This is a genomic window from Paeniglutamicibacter sp. ORCA_105 (assembly GCF_045798545.1).
GTDB classification, from domain to species: domain Bacteria; phylum Actinomycetota; class Actinomycetes; order Actinomycetales; family Micrococcaceae; genus Paeniglutamicibacter; species Paeniglutamicibacter sulfureus.
Genome location: NZ_JBIXLM010000014.1, coordinates 33,511 through 50,163, shown reverse-complemented (window position 1 = coordinate 50,163; position 16,653 = coordinate 33,511). Strand labels below are relative to the sequence as shown.

The window sequence follows — 16,653 nt, the reverse complement described above, 5'->3', positions numbered from 1 at the left end:
CGTAGTTGCAAGTGATGCGACATGTCTCGATGGCCGCCGCCGGGACGGCGGGTGCGGTTCAGCGGGCCGGGGGAAGTGGCTTGTAGCCATTGGTCCGGTAGTGTGCCTCGGCCTCGGTCAGCAACCCGAACGTGGCCTCGGCCCGGCGCACGGCATTGAGCTGGTGCTGCGGCAGGACCTCGTCCAGGAAACCGTAGCGCTTGGCGATGTCGGCGCACTCGGCATTCTCCCGAGCCCGCAGCTTTGCTGACTCCCACCAGTCGGCGATGTCTCCCCAGCCCGGGGAAGCCAGGGAGCCGCCAAAGTGCTTCACGGCCAGGGCCGAGCACAGAGTGGAGAAGAGCAGACGCTGCTCCAGCGGCCATCCGGCCAGGGTGCCGAGCACGATGCCGGCCGAAAACACGTCGCCGGCGCCGGTCGGGTCGATGGCAGGAACCGGCAGGCTGGGAACGCGGGCGCGTTCGCCGGTGGTGGAGTCGATGGCGATGGCTCCCTCCACGCCCCGGGTGACGACTACCAGCGGGACGCGTGTCGCGAGGGCCTCGAGCGCGGCGTCCGGCGTGGAGGTGCGGGAGTAGGCCATGGCCTCGACGTGGTTGGGCAGGAAGCCGTGGCAGCGTTCCAGGTCCCCGAGCATGGCCGGATCCCACTTTTCGGTGGGGTCCCAGCCGACGGCCGCGAAGACCTTGCCCTGGTTCGGACCGGTGGCCAGCCACCAGGGCGCCTCGTCCCCGGGCAGTGCCAGCTCGGCAATCATGGCCTTGGAAGTGGGTGGGGTTCCGATCAGCTCCATGGCGCTGACGGGCATCGGGTGGCCGTGGGTGACCATGGAACGGTCGCCGCCGCGGGCCAGGGAGACGGTGACCGCCGAATGCCACTCGGGGAAGATGCGCGAGCGGCTCAGGTCTATGCCCTCCTGCTCTTCCAGCAGCGACCAGGACCAGGCGCCGTAGGCATCGTCCCCGAAGCCGGCCGAGAGCCCGGTGGACAGCCCCAGTCGGGCGGCGGCCACGGCGAGGTTCGCGATGCCTCCCGGGACCGATCCCATGCCCTCGGCCCAGACCTCGGTGCCGGGCTGTGGGGCGGAGGGCAGGCCAGTGAAGATGATGTCGAAGAAGAGCGACCCGTGGAGGAAGAGATCAAGATCGGTGCCGGGATCGGATGCTGTGTCCACCGCTGTATTCCTCTGACTTGTGCCGCATGGAGCCTGCCGCTGCGGGTCGGGTCGATGCACCCCCGGATCGCCCGTGGCGCGGGGCCGCTGGGAGCACCCTTGGACTGGACGTTAGCATGCGTCCAGAGGCGGTTCAAGTGATTGAAAATGCTCGTTCTTGCGCATTTCTGACTGCTAGGGTGATGCCATGCTCATCAGCGCACGGCAGGGTTCCATCCTGCGCCGGATCCAGGAGACCGGTGATGTCTCGGTCCAGCAGCTGGCCGATGACTTGGGCGTGAGTCTGTCCACCATCAGGCGGGACCTGAACCAACTCTCGTCCGAAGGCCAACTTCGCCGAGTCCACGGGGGCGGAAGCCTCGATGCGGAGAAGATCCCCTTCCGCGAGGTGCTCGCCGCCGGTCCGCCGTCGAAGGAAAACATCGCCCTCCGCGCAGCCGAGCTGGTCAGGGACGGAGACGTGGTCCTGCTGGATATCGGGACGACCACCGCCTTGCTCGCCCGGGCGCTGCGTGGGCGCCAGATTACGGTGATGACCTCCAGTATTGCGGTGCTCGATGAATTGCGCACCGACACCGAGGTGGAGCTGGTCATCCTCGGGGGAGTGCTGAGGCGCTCCTACCATTCCCTGGTGGGGTCGCTGACCCTCGAATCGCTGGCCAGCATTCGTGCCAGCATCGGTTTCCTCGGCTGCAGCGGAGTGCGGCCCGACACCACGGTGCTTGACACCACCGGCATCGAGGTTCCCGTCAAGCACGCACTGCTGGCCACCAGCTCGAATATCGTGCTGTTGGCCGACGAAACGAAATTCCCGGGGGTGGGCCTCCGCGAGGTCTGCACCGCCTCGCGCATTGGCACGCTGGTGACCAGCAAGGGTGCCGATCCCCGGACCCTCAAAGCATTCAGGACATCAGGAAGCGAAGTGATTGTGGCATGAAGCTGACCATCATCGGAGGCGGCGGGTTCCGGGTGCCGCAAATCTTTGAGGCCCTCTCTGGCGACACCGAGGCGGTGCACATCACCGACCTGTGCCTCTTCGACTCCGACCCGGAACGGGTGGCAGCCATCGAGGCCGTGCTGGCGCAGATGGCCCCTTCCCTGCCCCGGCCCCCGCGCGTCACCACGGCCTCCGGATTGGATGAAGCGGTCACGGGTGCCGCCTTCATCTTCTCCGCCATGCGCATCGGAGGCACCGGGGGACGGATCAAGGACGAGAGGATCGCCTTGGAACTGGGCGTGCTCGGCCAGGAGACCACAGGTCCCGGCGGGCTGGCCTACGCCCTGCGCACCCTGCCCCACGCCCGCGACCTCGCCGAGCGCGTGGCCAGGCACGCCCCCGAGGCAATTCTCATCAACTTCACCAACCCCGCGGGTATCGTCACCGAGGCCATGCGGGAGGCGCTGGGGGACAAAGTCGTGGGCATCTGCGACACCCCGATCGGGCTCATGCGCCGGGCTGTCCACGCCATCGGATCCACCCCCGAGGACGTCGATTTCGACTACGTGGGCCTGAACCACCTGGGCTGGCTGCGCAGCCTCACCGTGGACGGGATGGACAAACTGCCCGGGCTGTTGGCCGACGACGCGGGGCTTGAAGGCATCGAGGAAGCCAGGCTCATGGGCTTCGACTGGATCAGGGCACTGGGAGCGATTCCCAACGAGTACCTCTACTATTACTACTTCCAGCGCGAAGCCACCGAGCGGCTGCGCGGCTCGGCCGAGACCCGCGGCGAATTCCTGCACCGCCAGCAGGGACGCTTCTACGAGGAGGCCTGCCACCACCCCGACAGTGCGTTGGAGCTGTGGCAGCGGACCAAGCACGATCGCGAGGCGAGCTACATGGCCGAAAGCCGGCCCGAGTCCGAACGCACCGCTCGCCAGGCCTCTGACATCGAGGGAGGGGGATACCAGCAGGTCGCCCTCGACCTCATGACAGCCCTGCTCGGTGGCAAGCCCGCGACCATGATCCTCAATGTGGCCAATCGCGGTTTGGTTCCCCAGCTGCCCGATGACGCGGTGATCGAGGTGCCGTGCACCGTCACCGGCGACGGCATCGCGCCCAAGCGGATCGCGCCGGTCACCGGCGAGATGCTGGGGCTGCTGCAGCAGGTCAAGGCCGTCGAGCGGTTGACAATTGCCGCTTCGAGAAACAAGAGCGGCGAGCTGGCCTGGCGGGCGCTGGCGGCCCACCCGTTGGTGGATTCAATCTCCGTGGCCAAGGCGTTGCTTGACACCTACCGGGAACAAATCCCGGGGGTTGACGCGGCCTTGTCCGGAGGCGAATGAATCAAGCTCCCGGTCCACGGGGAATGGTTCAGTCGGCAACCCGGGCGCCCGCCTCGGCCAGCACCTGGTCGAACCCGCCGTCATGGAAGGAGCGGCGCTGGGCCACGGCACCGTTGCCCTCGCTCATCATCCGGGCAAGCCCTGCGCCGACGTATTCGGTGTCTCCGGTGGTCTGCAGTTCCGGGCGGATGTACTGCAGCAGCGATTCCAGGCGCCGGTCCATGCTGCACTTGGTGCCGGTGACCAGATCGTACTGGTTTCCGCGGATACCAAACTTGGCGGCCTGCCACTGCGCCATGTCCAAGGCCTCGGGTGCCGGATTCGGGATGCGCCCGGGATTGTTGATTCCGGCGGAAACCAGGGCCCGCGCAATCAACGCCAGGAGGACGACGTCGGAGGCGCGCACCTGGGCATCGGCCGTCCTGATCTCCAATGTGGGGTAGCGCGTGGACAGCCGGGCTGCCCAGCTGATGTGGCCTTGGTCAAGGACCACGTCGGAAGCCAGCAGGAACTCCATCCGGCGCAGGTAGTCCTGCTCATCAGCAAAACACGGTGGAATGCCCTGGATGGACCAGCGGCGGTACTGGATGGTGCGCCAGGACGCGAATCCGCTGTCGGATCCCCGCCAGTAGGGCGAGTTTGCCCCGAAGGCAGTGAGCAGCGGCAGCCATGGCCGGAGCGCGTTCATGGCCTCCACCCCGGAGGCAAGGTCGTCGATCCCCACATGGACATGGGTGCCGCTGAGGTAGTGCTCGGCGGTGATGGCACCGCAGAATTCGTTGATGGAATAGTAGCGTTCTGAAGCGTGCACCGCTGCAGGGCCGGACGGGATCCGCGGCGGCGTGCCCGACCCGACGAGGTGGAGTCCCGCCTGGCGCGCCACAGCCGAAAGTTCCCGGCGGGCGGCGGTGACTGACTCGATCGCCTCTTGGCGCGTGGTGCAGATCGGCGTACTGCGCTCCAGCTGGCAGGAGAGGAACTCGGGATGCGTGGGACTGCTTCCGCCGTTCACTGCCATCAAGTCGTTGTAAACGCGCTGCCTTGGGACGGCCGGCATCCCGGTTTCACGGTCGATGAGGAAGAACTCTTCCTCAATGCCAAAGGTGCGCACCTCGCACTCGCCCCTAATCGACTGCGGTCAGGCCGGGCAGCTGCTGGCGGGCCCCCCGGGCGACCTTCGTGCTGTTGCCGCGTTCCAGCCCTGTCACGCGATAGTGCACGTAGCGGGGATTCTCCGCCGCCAGCCTGACGGCCTGGCGGTCTTCGGGCACGTAGGTGGTGAGCATCCCGTAGAAGGACTCGCATGCACCGCACCAGTATTCGATGTCCCAGCATGGGGGCTGGACCCTTTTGGAGTCGAGCAGAAGGGTGACGTTTTCATAGACAAGATATTCGCTGGAGTCACAGCGTTCACAGGTCGGGGCATCATAGGTTGGTGCCTCGTTCCTTTGGATGATCCAGGCACCGGCTGAGGGGGTTGCCTGGCCGGAAAGCAAAGGCATTCGGGGCACACGCTTGGAAACTGACTTCTTCATGGAGACCACTTTCGACGTACCGTCCAGTAGGTTGGCACACGCTACGTGCAACCATTTCAGCATGTCCCGAACATGTCCCCTTTAGCAATGAATGGTCACCGTCCACGGGTTCGCCTAGCGCAGAATCCATGGCGGACGTTGGGAATAGCTCGATACCGGGCCCACGCCGACCGGGCGTCAGGAGTTGATCCCCAGGCGCACCTTTCCGGCCTCGACGTGCCAGCGTGCATCCAGGCGGACGTTGTCCAACAGGCGGCGGTCGTGGGTCACCAGCAGCAACGCACCCTCGTAGGATTCCAGTGCCTCCTCGAGTTGCTCGATGGCCGGCAGATCAAGGTGGTTGGTGGGTTCGTCCAGCACCAGCAGGTTCACCCCGCGTGCCTGCAGCAGGGCCAGGCCCGCCCGCGTCCGCTCGCCCGGGGATAGATCTCGGACCAGGGATGCGGTTTGGTGGGCCTTGAGGCCGAACTTGGCCAGCAGGGTGCGTGCCTCGGCCGGATTCATCTGGGGAACCGCAAGTTCAAATCCGTCGCCCAAAGCGGTGCCCTCGTCCAGGTAACTGCGTGCCTGGTCGATCTCGCCGATGGCCACCGAGGACCCCAATGTGGCCGATCCGGAATCCGGTGCCAGGTGCCCCAGCAGCAGTTTCAGCAGGGTGGACTTCCCGGCCCCGTTGGGACCGGTGATGCCAATCCGGTCCCCGGCGTTGACCTGCGCTGAAACGGGTCCAAAGGTGAAGTCGCCGCGGGTGATGGAGACTTCGTTGAGTGTGGAGACCACGGTGGAGGAACGCGGGGCGGCGGCGATCTCGAATTGCAGCACCCATTCCTTGCGTGGCTCGGCTACTTCGTCGAGGCGCTTGATGCGCGATTCCATCTGGCGGACCTTCTGCGCCTGCTTCTCAGAGGACTCGTTGGATGCCTTCCGGCGCAGCTTGTCGTTGTCAGGGTTCTTCTTCATCGCGTTGCGCACGCCCTGGGAGGACCACTCGCGCTGGGTGCGGGCGCGGCCGACCAAGTCGGCTTTCTTTTCCGCGAACTCGTCGTAGGCCTCGCGGGCATGGCGACGGGCAATGGCACGTTCCTCCAGGTAGGAGTCGTAGCCGCCGTCGTACACGGCAACCTGGTTCTGTGCCAGATCCAGCTCGACGATGCGGGTCACGCAGCGGGCCAGGAATTCGCGGTCGTGGGAAACCAGAACGACGCCGGTGCGCAGCGAAGAGACAAAGGATTCAAGGCGTTCGAGCCCGGCGAGGTCAAGGTCGTTGGTGGGTTCGTCAAGCAGCACCAGGTCGAAGCGGGAAAGCAGCAGGGCCGCCAGCGCCACGCGGGCTACTTGTCCGCCGGAGAGTGCTGTCATGAGGGTGTCCGTGGGCAGGGTGAACCCAAGTTCCGCCAGCGTCCCCGGAGCCCGGTCCTCAAGATCCGCCGCGCCGCTGGCCATCCAGTGCTCGAAGGCGGCGGCGTACGCGTCATCGGCACCGGGTGCCCCGGAGCCCAGGGCCTCGGCGGTGGATTCCATGGCCTCGGTTGCCGCAGCACAGCCAGTGCGCCGGGCCAGGTAGGCCTCGATGGTTTCACCGTCGATGCGTTCGTGTTCCTGCGGCAACCAGCCGATGAACGCGCCGTCCGGTGCGCTGGAGATGGTTCCGCCCAGCGGAACGTCCACCCCGGCGAGCAATCGCAGCAGCGTGGATTTGCCGGCCCCGTTGGCACCCACCACCCCGATGACGTCCCCGGGGGAGACGGTGAAGCTGAGGGAAGAAAATAGCGTCCGGTTGGCATGGCCGCCGGCAAGGTCCTTGGCCACGAGTGTTGCAGTCATTGAACCAGTTTAGTTTCCCCGGACCCGTTGCCCGTCATCGGCCATCCACGGCCAGGACTCAGTGCAGGTATTGCGAACGCATCCAGCCTGTTTGTTCCTTGTGGCTGGTCTGGATCCAGGAACCCGACCTCTTTACCGGTGGCTGCACCGTGGATCCCCTGGGCACCGTTTGATGATGCCTGAACACAGCGAAGGACAGCGACGCGGGTTGGAGATTGCCCCCATGCGACCCCACTGACCGTGACTTTGGACCCTACCCCCGCGCGGGAGCTGCGGGCAGGATGAGATGACAACCGAAGGGGCAATGTGCCAGGCAAGTTGGGGCCCGTTGAACCGTCGGTGCCCGCACGGGCAACCTTCGCGATTCCGGAGAAGCCGTGGATCGGGGGATGGACGTAAGACAAAGGAGATCTAGACCATGAAGCGATGGACTGCATGGCAAAATTGGGTCGCCGTGGCCGCTGGCCTTTACACGGTCTTGGCCATGACCTGGACTACGGAAGTGGGACAGTCTGCCGCCTACATGCTGACCGGTGGTATCGCCTTGATCGTTATTGGCGTTATCAACCTTGCTGCCCCCGGGATGCCGGCGGCCGAATGGGTTCAGCTGGTCGTGGCAGCGCTGGTTGTTGCATCGCCTTGGATGGGCAGCTTCGCCTCGGGCACGCCGATGGTGGCATGGCATACCTGGATTCCGGGTATTGTCGCTTTGGTCGCCTCGGCAATGGCGATCAAGCCGACGATGCGCCTGTACCACGAGCATCATCCGGTTGGCTCGCACTAGGAGATCAACCTTCAAAGGCCCGGTTCCTCACCGGGCCTTTCACTTGCGTCTTAGCGGATTTTGATTGCTTTTGGCCATAGGCTGGTGGCATGAGGCTTCGAAGCGAGAAACCGGCAGATCGGCAGGACATCCGCAAGCTGACCGTGCGCGCATTCGCCGACCCGGACGCCGCCCGGGAACCCGGGGAAGCGGCATTGCTGTCCGAACTCTATTCCTGCGAAGGGTACCTACCCGAATATTCCGTGGTGGCAGAAGTCGATGGCCACTTGGCAGGTCATGCGATCGCCACGCGCGGATGGCTCGACGGGGACATTCCGTTGCTGGGGCTTGGCCCGGTGTCGGTGGATCCCAGGGACCAAAAGCAGGGGGTCGGGACCGCACTCCTGAATGAGATCCGGGATCGCGCCGCCCAGCGCGGGGAGCGCGCCATCATATTGCTGGGCGAGCCGGAATACTACCGGCGCCTGGGGTACGTGCCGGCCATGCCCAGCGGGATCATTCCCTCGGACCCGTCCTGGGGCGACTATTTCATGGTGTTGAACCTCTCGCCGATGCCACTGCCCAAGGGCAACTTCCGCTATGCGGAGCCGTTCGGGGTCTAACGTGGATCCGTCGGCCCGGCCCAGGCAGGCAAAAGGCCACGGGTGCCAAGGAAGATGGATTCCTTGGCACCCGTGGCCTGTGGATTGTCCGGTGTGGACCTAGTGGCTACGGCGCTTCCACATGCTGGCGCAATTTGGTGGCCAGTTGCTGCAGCGTCGCAAATTCCTCGTCGGTGAGCGCGGTGCCAATGAGGTCGTGGATGCCCTTGACATGTTCGCGGCCCATCGCCTTCTGCAGCCGGGCACCTTCCTCGGTCAAGGAAATAAGGACAGCCCGCTGGTCGGTGGGATCCGACTGGCGCGAGACCAGGCCCTTGGCTTCCAGCCTGTCAGCCATGCGGCTGAGGCTCGGCTGGGAAATCAACAGGTGCTGGTTCAAATCCGAAAGCCGGCTGGTACCGGAGGAACACCTGGAGAGATTGAAGAGCACATCGTATTCACGGGTGCTGAGCTCCTTGAACTCCGGGAGTTTCTGGATCTCGCGCATCACCGTGACCTGTGCCCGGAAGACTGCTTCCCAGGCGGCGGACGCGGAACGAAGCGAGGCCTGGCTAGACATTGGCTTTCCCGGCGGCCAGCTTGGCGTCGCGGGCCGCAACGCGGTTCGCGTGGGTCGGTGCCTCGGGGTGGTCGGCCGGCTTGCGGCCTTCAAGTTCCTTGCGAAGCGTGGGCAACACTTCTTCGCCGAAGAGGTCGAGCTGCTCCAGGACGGTCTTGACCGGCAGGCCGGCGTGGTCGACCAGGAACAGCTGGCGGTGGTAGTTGCCGAATGCCTCCTGGAACGTCAGGGTCTTTTCGATCATTTCCTGCGGCGAGCCCACGGTGAGCGGGGTCTGGTCGGTGAAGTCCTCCATCGAGGGGCCGTGGCCGTAGACCGGGGCGTTGTTGAAGTAGGGACGGAATTCATTCTTGGCATCCTGGGAATTCTTGCGGATGAAGAACTGCCCGCCAAGGCCAACCATGGCCTGGTCCGCGCGGCCGTGGCCGTAGTGCTCATAGCGCTCGCGGTAGAGGTTGATCAGCTGGATGTAGTGTTCCTTGGGCCAGAAGATGTTGTTCGCGAAGAAACCGTCGCCATAGTAGGCCGCGATTTCGGCGACCTGCGGGGTGCGGATCGATCCGTGCCAGACGAAGGGGGCCACGTCGTCGAGCGGGCGCGGGGTTGAGGTGAAGTTCTGCAGCGGGGCGCGGAACTTGCCTTCCCAGTTGACCGTGTCTTCGTCCCAGAGACGGCGCAGCAGGTTGTAGTTCTCGATCGTCAGGTTCACCGAGTCCTGCATGTTCTTGCCGAACCAGGGGTAGACCGGGGCGGTGTTGCCGCGTCCGAGCACCAGGTCCACGCGGCCGTCGGCGAGGTGCTGCAGCATCGCGAAGTCCTCGGCGATCTTCACCGGATCGTTCGTGGTGATCAACGTCGTGGCAGTGGAGAGAATGATCTTCTCGGTCTGCGCCGCGATGTAGGCCAAAGTGGTGGTGGGGGACGAGGAGAAGAACGGGCGGTTGTGGTGCTCGCCGATGGCGACGACGTCCATGCCGACCTCTTCGGTCTTCTTGGCGATGGCAACGATGTCCTTGATGCGCTGGGCCTCGCTCGGCGTTTTGCCGGTGGTGGGATCGCGGGTGATGTCACTGACTGAGAAAATACCGAACTGCATGATGCCTCCTGTTGGGCTGGGTGGACTTCGCTCTGGTAACCAGTATGCCAGATTTATATGCGTTTGCATGGAATAGCGAGAATCGTCACCAAATAATTCCCCAGGGTTCATGTGGCGTCCCTCACGTCTCGCTTCGGCTTCGCGGTAGGCTCCGGCCATGGACACGCCTTTATCGATCAACCAGGACCCTGCCCGGCGGGATCCGGTGCGCTGGAACTCGGTGGCCGGGATCGTCGGGTTCCTGGCCATTGTGGAACTCACCAGCGGGATCCTGCAGGGCTACTACACCCCGCTCATGACCGACATAGCCCGCCATCTGGGAATCCACGATGCGGATGTGAATTGGTTCGAGGCCGCCCAGCTCATGGTCAGCGCGCTGGCGGTCCCGCTGTTGGCATCCCTCGGTGACATCTTCGGGCACAAGAAGATGCTCCTGCTCTCGGCCGTGGTCACCGCGCTGGCGTCATGGGCAGTGGTGCTTTCCGGATCCTTCACCACCTTCCTGATCGCGTGGGCATTGCAGGGGGTCTATGCGGTGTGGCTGCCGCTGGAAATAGCCATCGTCTTTTCACGCGCCCGGAAACTGGGCATCCCCGGCCCGATGACCCGTCGCGCGGCGGGGCTGCTGGTTGGGGCGCTCGAGGTCGGGGTGATTGCCGGTGCGCTGGCCGGCGGCGCGCTGATCGGGGTCTTCGGCGGCAGTGTTCCGCTGACCATGACGATCCCCGCCATCGCCACGACGATTTGCATCTTTGCCGTGGCCTTCGGGGTGCCCGATGACGGGGAGCGCAATGGGGCCAGGATTGACGGCGGGGGATTCGGTTACCTGGCCATCGGCCTGCTACTGCTCACCAGCGGACTGAGCTTCCTGCGGATCAACGGTACGGCCAGCCCGTTGGCATGGGGATCAATGGTGCTGGGCCTGGCCGTGCTTTACGTGTTCTATCGCCACGAAAACAAGCAGGCCGATCCGCTGATAGATTTCAAGGTCCTCTTCGCCCGGTCAATGTGGCCGGTGCAGCTGACCGCAGGGCTCTTTGGCGTCTCGGTCCTGGGCGCCCAGATTCCCATGAGCACCTTCGCTCGCACCGACCCGGCCGTCAACGGATATGGTCTTGGGTTGGGCGCCTCGGGCGTCTCGGTCATCATTGGGGCGTATGTGCTGTCCATGCTTGTGGGGGCGTTGCTGTTCCCGGTGGCTGCGCGCCTTATGGGTGCCAAGGCGACGCTGGTCTCGGCCAGCGCGCTCGTTGGCATCGGGTATCTGATGTTCCTGCCGTTGCATGCCTCGCTGGCCCAGGTGTTGGCAAACATGGTGGTTGCCGGCGTCGGTTCAGGTGCGTTGATCGCGGCTCTGCCGGCGGCGGCCGCGGCAGCCGCCCCCTATCACCGAACCGGCATGGCCACCGGGCTGACCAATGCGGTGAAGACCATTGGAGGCTCCTTCGCTTCGGCGGTCTTCGGGCTGGCCCTCATCGGCCAGGTGGCCGGGGCGGCATCGAACACGGCGGTGGAAAACACCGCTGCGCCATTGGCCGGATACATGATCGTTTGGGCCATCTGCGGCGGGACGGGGATCGTGTGCGCACTCGTGCTGCTCGCCGTGCCGCGAAATGCCCTCGAGGATGCCGCGCTGGCCGGGAAGCGCCGGTAGACGGGCCCGTGGGGGAGGATCTCCCGTCGCGCGAGAGGCACGGCATCCCCGAACGGATTTGGTGTGTGGGCGTCGGGGCCCGCGCTTCAAGTTCTCGTGGGTTGCCGGCACGAACACCTTGCTCCTGGATTCCTTGGAGCGCGGTACAGGCCGGTAGAGCCACATTGAAGTCCTGAGGGGTCCCGACGTCTTCGACGATACTCCTTTTGACGTGCTTGTCCATCGCCGCCGGCAGGGAATTTCATGGACGGGCACGGACCATCCCCGAGCGCCACGAAGTCCGGTGAAATTCACCGCCAGAAGTAGTAGGGCCTATCCGTGGCGCATGTGCTTCCACCAGGTCAGCGGATCGGCAACCTTGAACCGCCGCCCGGTCATCGAGCTGGGGATGACGCGCACGAACTGGTCCTTGGGCCCGGATTCCCAGGGGAAGAGCATGAGGTTGAAGGAATCCAGCGTTTCCTCGATGCCGCCGAAAAGTTCCGCCTTGCCCTGGACCATCACCGACCAGGCGACGCCGGTTTCCGGGTTCACCCCGTCCGCCTGGAAGGCAACGTGGGGCTGCTTGCGCAGGGTCTCCAGCTTGGTCCCGGGTCCGGTGCGGAAAACCACGGTGCCGTGGTCGACCGTGAAGTTGATCGGGAAGATCTGTGGCATGTCGCCGTGGCTCACGGCGAGATGGCCGAGGGAAACCGCTCGAAGCAGTTCCAGGCACTGGTTGGATTCGAGGGTCTCAACGTCCGTGTGTGTCTGTTCCTTTTCCATGACTTGAGCGTACGTGCGGTCGGACAAAGTGGCCAGAGGGCCGGGCTCGTTTTCCGGACCAGTGTGGCCGCCGGGGTTCAGGTGGGTGGCGGCATGATGCCGGTCTGATGGGCGAGGATGGCGCCCCGCATCCGGTTCCGGCTCAGGAATCCCTTGGCTGCTTCCTCAGTACGTCCTCGACTTCCTTGCGTTCCTTGCGGGTCAGCGGGATCATCCCGGTGGCCGGATTGATCAAGGTGCCCGAGGCAGCGGTGCCCGTGGCGCTGACCGGCGGTGGTACCGAGCCGTTGCCCGGGTTGCCCGCCCCGACGGATGCGCCACCGGTGAGCGGCGTGCGCCCGGCCGCTGCCATGGCATTGATCAGCTCCCGCGTCGGTTCGGTCGGCGTGACGACAACCGAGCTTCCGGCCCGTGTGCCAGGTTCGGAGTGCCTGTCGATGCGGCGTTTGGCTGCCCGCTCCTTGGCGCCCTCCACCAGGTGGTAGAGCACCGGCACCAGAATCAGGGTCAGCGCGGTGGAGGAGACGAGCCCGCCGATGACCACCACGGCCAGTGGCCTGGAAATGAATCCGCCGCCACCGGTCAGGCCCAGGGCCATCGGGACAAGCGCGAAGATCGTGGCCAGCGCGGTCATCAGGATCGGGCGCAGGCGCTGCCGGGCCCCGTGGTGGATGGCGTCCTGCAGGTTCATCGCCGGGTGTCCGTCACGCGGTTTGCGGTACTGGTTGATCAGGTCGATGAGCACGATCGCATTGGTGACCACGATGCCCACCAGCATCAGCATGCCGATCAGCGACGGCAGGCCCAGTGGCACGCCGGTGAGCAGCAGCAACCCGATGGCGCCGGTGGCGGCGAACGGGATGGAGACCAGTAGGATCAGCGGCTGGATGAGAGACTTGAAGGTCGCGACCATCACCACGTAGACGATGGCGATGGCCGCCAGCAGCGCCAGGTAGAGCTGGCCGAAGGACTCGGCCTGCTCGGTGGCCGCCCCGCCCAGTTCCGCGGTGGCTCCTGCGGGCAGGGTGAGCGCCTCAAGGCGCTTGTCGACCTCGGCGGAAACCGCACCCAGGTCGTTTTCCCCCGGGGTGACGGAGACCGTGGCGATGCGATCCCCGTTGGAGGAGGTGATGGTTGCAGGGGATTCGGAGCGCTCCACCGTCGCCACGTCGCCCAGTTTCACGGTGCCGCCCGCGGCGGGCAGCACCAGGTTCCGCAGCTGGTCGAGATCGGTGAGGTCGGTTCCCTCGCCGATCCGCACCGGGTAGTCCGTGTAGCCAAGGCGCACGGTGCCCGCGGGGACGGGGGAGAGCGTCCCGGCCGCCAGCGCGCCGATCTGCTCCTCGGAGAGCCCGGCGGCTGTGGCCTTGGCCCTGTCGATGTCGATGGAGACCTGCGGGCGCGCCTCTGAGAGGTTGTCGCCCAGGTCTGTCGCCCCCTCGATTCCCGTCAGGGCCGCCACAGTGGCATGGGTTGCCTCGGTGAGCAGCTCCGGGGTGGGCGCGCCGACCTGGACGGTGATCGCGGAGGAGCTGCCCCGGCCGCCCTCGGCGGCGGAGATGGAAATCTCGGAGTCGCCAGCCAGGGGAGCCACGGCGGCGCGGGCGGCGGCTTGGATGGCTTCCTGGTCGGCGTCGGCATCGGTCATTACCGTGAAGCCGGCAGTGTCGGTCGCGCCGCCCTGGAACGCGGCGAATCCGCCGGACGGGGATCCTGCCGTCAGCTGGACATCCACGACGCCATCGAGCCCGCGCAGGGCCTCCTCCACCGGCTCGGCCGCCTTCATGGTGGTTTCCAGGGAAGAACCGGCCGGCAGCTTTTGGGTGACGGAGAAGGTGTTTTGCCCGGTGCCGCCCAGCAGGTTGGTGGGCACCAGCGGGACCATGAGGACGGTGAGTCCCAGCAGGAGAACGGAGGCCGCCAAGGTGATGACGGGGTGTTTCTGCGTCTTGCGCAGGATGGGGGAGTAGCCGCGCTGCAGCCAGGACTTCGCTTCCTTCTTCTCCGCAGCCGCCCGGGCCGCTGCGGCATCGGCGGCCCCTGGCCGGCTGTGGCCCAGGAACCAGTATGCAAGCACCGGGACGATCGTCAGGGAGACCAAAAGCGAGGCCAGCAGGGCAATGGTCACGGTCAGTGCGAACGGTCGGAAGAGTTCCCCGGCCATGCCGCCGACCAGGGCCACGGGCAGGAACACTGCCACGGTGGTCAGCGTCGCGGCTGTCACCGCTGTGGCCACCTCGCGCACTGCGGTGAGGATGGCCTTGGATTTTTCCTCACCATAGGCGAGGTGGCGCTTGATGTTTTCGATGACCACGATGGAGTCGTCCACCACGCGGCCAATGGAGATGGTCAACGCGCCCAGGGTGAGCATGTTCAGCGTGTAGCCGCCGGTGCGCAGGCCAATGAAGGTCACCAGCAGCGAGAGCGGGATGGAGATCGCGGTGACCAGCGTGGAACGCACCGAAAGCAGGAAGACCAGGATCACCGCCACGGCGAAGCCCAGTCCCAGCAGCCCTTCGACGGTGAGGTCGTGGATGGATTGCTCGATGAAGGGGGCCTGGTCGAAGACCGTGGTGAACGTCGCGTCGGGCCCCAGCTGCGCGGCGAGCCCGGGCAGCAGCGCGGCGACTGCATGGGAAATGCCCACGGTGTCCCCGTCGGGTTTTTTGGTCACCGACACGGCCAGCGTCTCTACCCCGTTTGTGCGCGTGATCGAGGTGGCGGCGTCTTCTTGCATGCTGACATCGGCCAGCTCCGAGAGCTCGTGAACGCCGCCGGCACCGCGCACCGGCAGCGACTTCACGGCGTCAAGGGAATCGATGGTGGAGCCGGAGGTGACGGGCAGATCAAGGCCCTCTGTGTCCAGACGGCCCACCGGCATCAGTCCGGAGCCTTCCTCGATGACCTTTTTCAGGTCGTTGCCGTTCAGGCGTTCGGTGGCAAGTCTGGCGGTATCAGGAAGCACTGCGATGTGCTGGGAAGTGCCACCGGAAACTTCTGCGGTACGTACGCCCTCCACCTTGGAGAGCTTGGGCAGCACCAGACGCTCGACGTCCGCGCGCAGGTCGTTCAGGTTTTCACCCCCGGAAACCGCGAGATAGACGATGGGGAAGTCGGCGATGGAACCGGCAAAGGCCGAGGGTTCGACGTCTTCGGGCAGTGAGGACTTGGCATTGGAGATGGCCTTGTCGACCTGGGCGCGCGCCCGGTCCAGATCGGTTCCGTAGGCGAAGGACAGTGAGAGGGTCGTGAAGCCGGTTTGCGAGGTAGAGGATGAGGATTCCAAGCCCTCGACTGCCTGGAGCGCGCCCTCGAGTGGCTGGGCCACCTGCCTGTCGATGACCTCCGGGGAAGCTCCAGGATGGGATGCCAGCACCGAAATCCGCGGGAACTCGAGTGCGGGGATGAGCTCCTGCCTGAGTTGCCCCATGGTGATCACGCCAAACACCGCCACAAAGACCGTGATCAATGCGATGAGGGCGCGATTGCCCAGGGATAGTGCCGCCAGCCGGTGCATCTGCCATCCTAGAAAGTTTGTCTTGTTCGCTATTGCTCCGAGAACAACTCTAGTTGGCCTACGGCGGTCGCGAATGCACCTAGAGGCGTACCTTGATTTCCGGGAAAAGCCTCACTCCATCGCTGGGGCGCTCATGGCCAAAAAGGTCTCCCTGGCACCGGAGTCTGGGACCTTTTCCTGCGAGGGGTGCAGGATCCCCCAATGTTATTCCCTGCACCCCTCGAAGGAGACTTTTGCGTGCGTATCCCGGAGGAATGCAGTGTGACGCTGTGCTGAAGATCCAGCGTACGGAACACTATGTGGTGGAACCCGGTCGTCGAACGCACGTGCAACGACCTTGGGTGGAATGACTTTCCACGAGTGGATTGCCCGTAGCTGCCGGTAACCGCCCCACCGGGGCCATGCCCGGCTAATTTCTGAGAGAGGTCGTGGGGCCACTACGTGAATCCTGAATCTTCTTTCTGGCTAGTTTCTATGCAGGAGACGTTATCGAACGACGGACCCGGGGAACAGGAGACCCGAAAAATATTTGACCGATTTGTTCGGGCGCCTGCACCTCGTGTTGGTAAAACCTCGATGCGCCTGGACATTGCCAGCCGGAAGCGCTGGCGCAGGCGCTTTCGACATTCGTGATGTCGATACGGTGGACTGACCGTTGCGTCCCGTGCAACGATTGACGAACGGTCAAACGAGCCGGGCCATGGTGCCAGGCTGCCAGTTGAATCCGCGAAGGGACGACTTTCTACTCCCACAGTCAGAGGAGAAAATATGTTCATGCAGTTCGGCCAGGGAACTCCAGAATTCCGCGATCCCCAGAGCCTCACACTTCCTCCGGAGCATGAGCCCGCGCCTGATAC

The 16,653-nt window shown here is 64.9% G+C and carries 13 protein-coding genes; 5 read left to right on the top strand and 8 right to left on the bottom strand.

The annotated features are described in order from the left end of the window. Positions 1–58 precede the first annotated feature (58 nt). Entirely contained in the window at positions 59–1,174 is a 1,116-nt protein-coding gene (locus ACIPUB_RS09020) for a PfkB family carbohydrate kinase (RefSeq protein WP_407607060.1), read from the bottom strand. Positions 1,175–1,361: 187 nt separating this feature from the next. Here ACIPUB_RS09020 and ACIPUB_RS09015 point away from each other — a divergent pair, with 187 nt between their 5' ends. Together ACIPUB_RS09015 and ACIPUB_RS09010 are read left to right on the top strand one after the other, a co-directional pair. After that, positions 1,362–2,111 carry a DeoR/GlpR family DNA-binding transcription regulator gene (locus ACIPUB_RS09015; RefSeq protein WP_407607059.1) on the top strand — a complete coding sequence of 250 codons (750 nt, stop codon included), beginning with the start codon at positions 1,362–1,364 and terminating at the stop codon, positions 2,109–2,111. Beyond that, on the top strand, positions 2,108–3,460 hold the full coding sequence (locus tag ACIPUB_RS09010) for a 6-phospho-beta-glucosidase (RefSeq protein ID WP_407607058.1): 1,353 nt from the start codon (positions 2,108–2,110) through the stop codon (positions 3,458–3,460). The genes ACIPUB_RS09015 and ACIPUB_RS09010 overlap by 4 nt, the downstream gene beginning before the upstream one ends. Before the next feature lie 28 nt (positions 3,461–3,488). On the opposite strand, the gene ACIPUB_RS09005 is transcribed toward ACIPUB_RS09010, so the two are convergent. The 3 genes from ACIPUB_RS09005 to ACIPUB_RS08995 all read right to left on the bottom strand — a co-directional run bounded on the left by ACIPUB_RS09005 (position 3,489) and on the right by ACIPUB_RS08995 (position 6,819). Further along, on the bottom strand, positions 3,489–4,571 hold the full coding sequence (locus ACIPUB_RS09005) for a YbdK family carboxylate-amine ligase (RefSeq protein ID WP_407607057.1): 1,083 nt from the start codon (positions 4,569–4,571) through the stop codon (positions 3,489–3,491). A 13-nt stretch (positions 4,572–4,584) separates the two neighbouring features. Further along, entirely contained in the window at positions 4,585–4,962 is a 378-nt protein-coding gene (locus ACIPUB_RS09000; RefSeq protein ID WP_407607056.1) for a hypothetical protein, read from the bottom strand. A 210-nt stretch (positions 4,963–5,172) separates the two neighbouring features. Further along, a complete protein-coding gene (locus ACIPUB_RS08995) occupies positions 5,173–6,819 on the bottom strand; it encodes an ABC-F family ATP-binding cassette domain-containing protein (RefSeq protein ID WP_407607055.1) in 1,647 nt (548 codons plus the stop codon). Between the two features lie 418 nt (positions 6,820–7,237). Between ACIPUB_RS08995 and ACIPUB_RS08990 the strand changes: the two genes are divergently transcribed. Further along, complete coding sequence (locus ACIPUB_RS08990) at positions 7,238–7,603, top strand: SPW repeat protein (protein ID WP_407607054.1); 366 nt, start codon at positions 7,238–7,240, stop codon at positions 7,601–7,603. A gap of 89 nt (positions 7,604–7,692) precedes the next feature. After that, positions 7,693–8,205, top strand: coding sequence for a GNAT family N-acetyltransferase (locus ACIPUB_RS08985; protein WP_407607053.1), 513 nt, complete (start codon positions 7,693–7,695; stop codon positions 8,203–8,205). A gap of 106 nt (positions 8,206–8,311) precedes the next feature. On the opposite strand, the gene ACIPUB_RS08980 is transcribed toward ACIPUB_RS08985, so the two are convergent. Further along, positions 8,312–8,764 carry a MarR family winged helix-turn-helix transcriptional regulator gene (locus ACIPUB_RS08980; protein WP_302265805.1) on the bottom strand — a complete coding sequence of 151 codons (453 nt, stop codon included), beginning with the start codon at positions 8,762–8,764 and terminating at the stop codon, positions 8,312–8,314. After that, positions 8,757–9,860 carry an LLM class flavin-dependent oxidoreductase gene (locus ACIPUB_RS08975; RefSeq protein WP_407607052.1) on the bottom strand — a complete coding sequence of 368 codons (1,104 nt, stop codon included), beginning with the start codon at positions 9,858–9,860 and terminating at the stop codon, positions 8,757–8,759. Before ACIPUB_RS08975 ends, ACIPUB_RS08980 begins: the two co-directional genes overlap by 8 nt. Before the next feature lie 157 nt (positions 9,861–10,017). Here ACIPUB_RS08975 and ACIPUB_RS08970 point away from each other — a divergent pair, with 157 nt between their 5' ends. Continuing rightward, complete coding sequence (locus ACIPUB_RS08970) at positions 10,018–11,514, top strand: MFS transporter (protein WP_407607051.1); 1,497 nt, start codon at positions 10,018–10,020, stop codon at positions 11,512–11,514. 312 nt (positions 11,515–11,826) lie between these two features. Here ACIPUB_RS08970 and ACIPUB_RS08965 read toward each other — a convergent pair whose 3' ends face one another. Continuing rightward, a complete protein-coding gene (locus ACIPUB_RS08965; RefSeq protein WP_407607050.1) occupies positions 11,827–12,279 on the bottom strand; it encodes a pyridoxamine 5'-phosphate oxidase family protein in 453 nt (150 codons plus the stop codon). Between the two features lie 142 nt (positions 12,280–12,421). Next, complete coding sequence (locus tag ACIPUB_RS08960; protein ID WP_407607049.1) at positions 12,422–15,796, bottom strand: efflux RND transporter permease subunit; 3,375 nt, start codon at positions 15,794–15,796, stop codon at positions 12,422–12,424. Positions 15,797–16,653 lie beyond the last annotated feature (857 nt).

Coding starts and splice junctions, on each gene's coding strand:
- ACIPUB_RS09015 (WP_407607059.1), top strand. CDS start 1,362: ATGCTCATCAGCGCACGGCAGGGTTCCATCCTGCGCCGGATCCAGGAG.
- ACIPUB_RS09010 (WP_407607058.1), top strand. CDS start 2,108: ATGAAGCTGACCATCATCGGAGGCGGCGGGTTCCGGGTGCCGCAAATC.
- ACIPUB_RS09000 (WP_407607056.1), bottom strand. CDS start 4,962: ATGCCTTTGCTTTCCGGCCAGGCAACCCCCTCAGCCGGTGCCTGGATC.
- ACIPUB_RS08995 (WP_407607055.1), bottom strand. CDS start 6,819: ATGACTGCAACACTCGTGGCCAAGGACCTTGCCGGCGGCCATGCCAAC.
- ACIPUB_RS08990 (WP_407607054.1), top strand. CDS start 7,238: ATGAAGCGATGGACTGCATGGCAAAATTGGGTCGCCGTGGCCGCTGGC.
- ACIPUB_RS08985 (WP_407607053.1), top strand. CDS start 7,693: ATGAGGCTTCGAAGCGAGAAACCGGCAGATCGGCAGGACATCCGCAAG.
- ACIPUB_RS08980 (WP_302265805.1), bottom strand. CDS start 8,764: ATGTCTAGCCAGGCCTCGCTTCGTTCCGCGTCCGCCGCCTGGGAAGCA.
- ACIPUB_RS08975 (WP_407607052.1), bottom strand. CDS start 9,860: ATGCAGTTCGGTATTTTCTCAGTCAGTGACATCACCCGCGATCCCACC.
- ACIPUB_RS08970 (WP_407607051.1), top strand. CDS start 10,018: ATGGACACGCCTTTATCGATCAACCAGGACCCTGCCCGGCGGGATCCG.
- ACIPUB_RS08965 (WP_407607050.1), bottom strand. CDS start 12,279: ATGGAAAAGGAACAGACACACACGGACGTTGAGACCCTCGAATCCAAC.
- ACIPUB_RS08960 (WP_407607049.1), bottom strand. CDS start 15,796: ATGCACCGGCTGGCGGCACTATCCCTGGGCAATCGCGCCCTCATCGCA.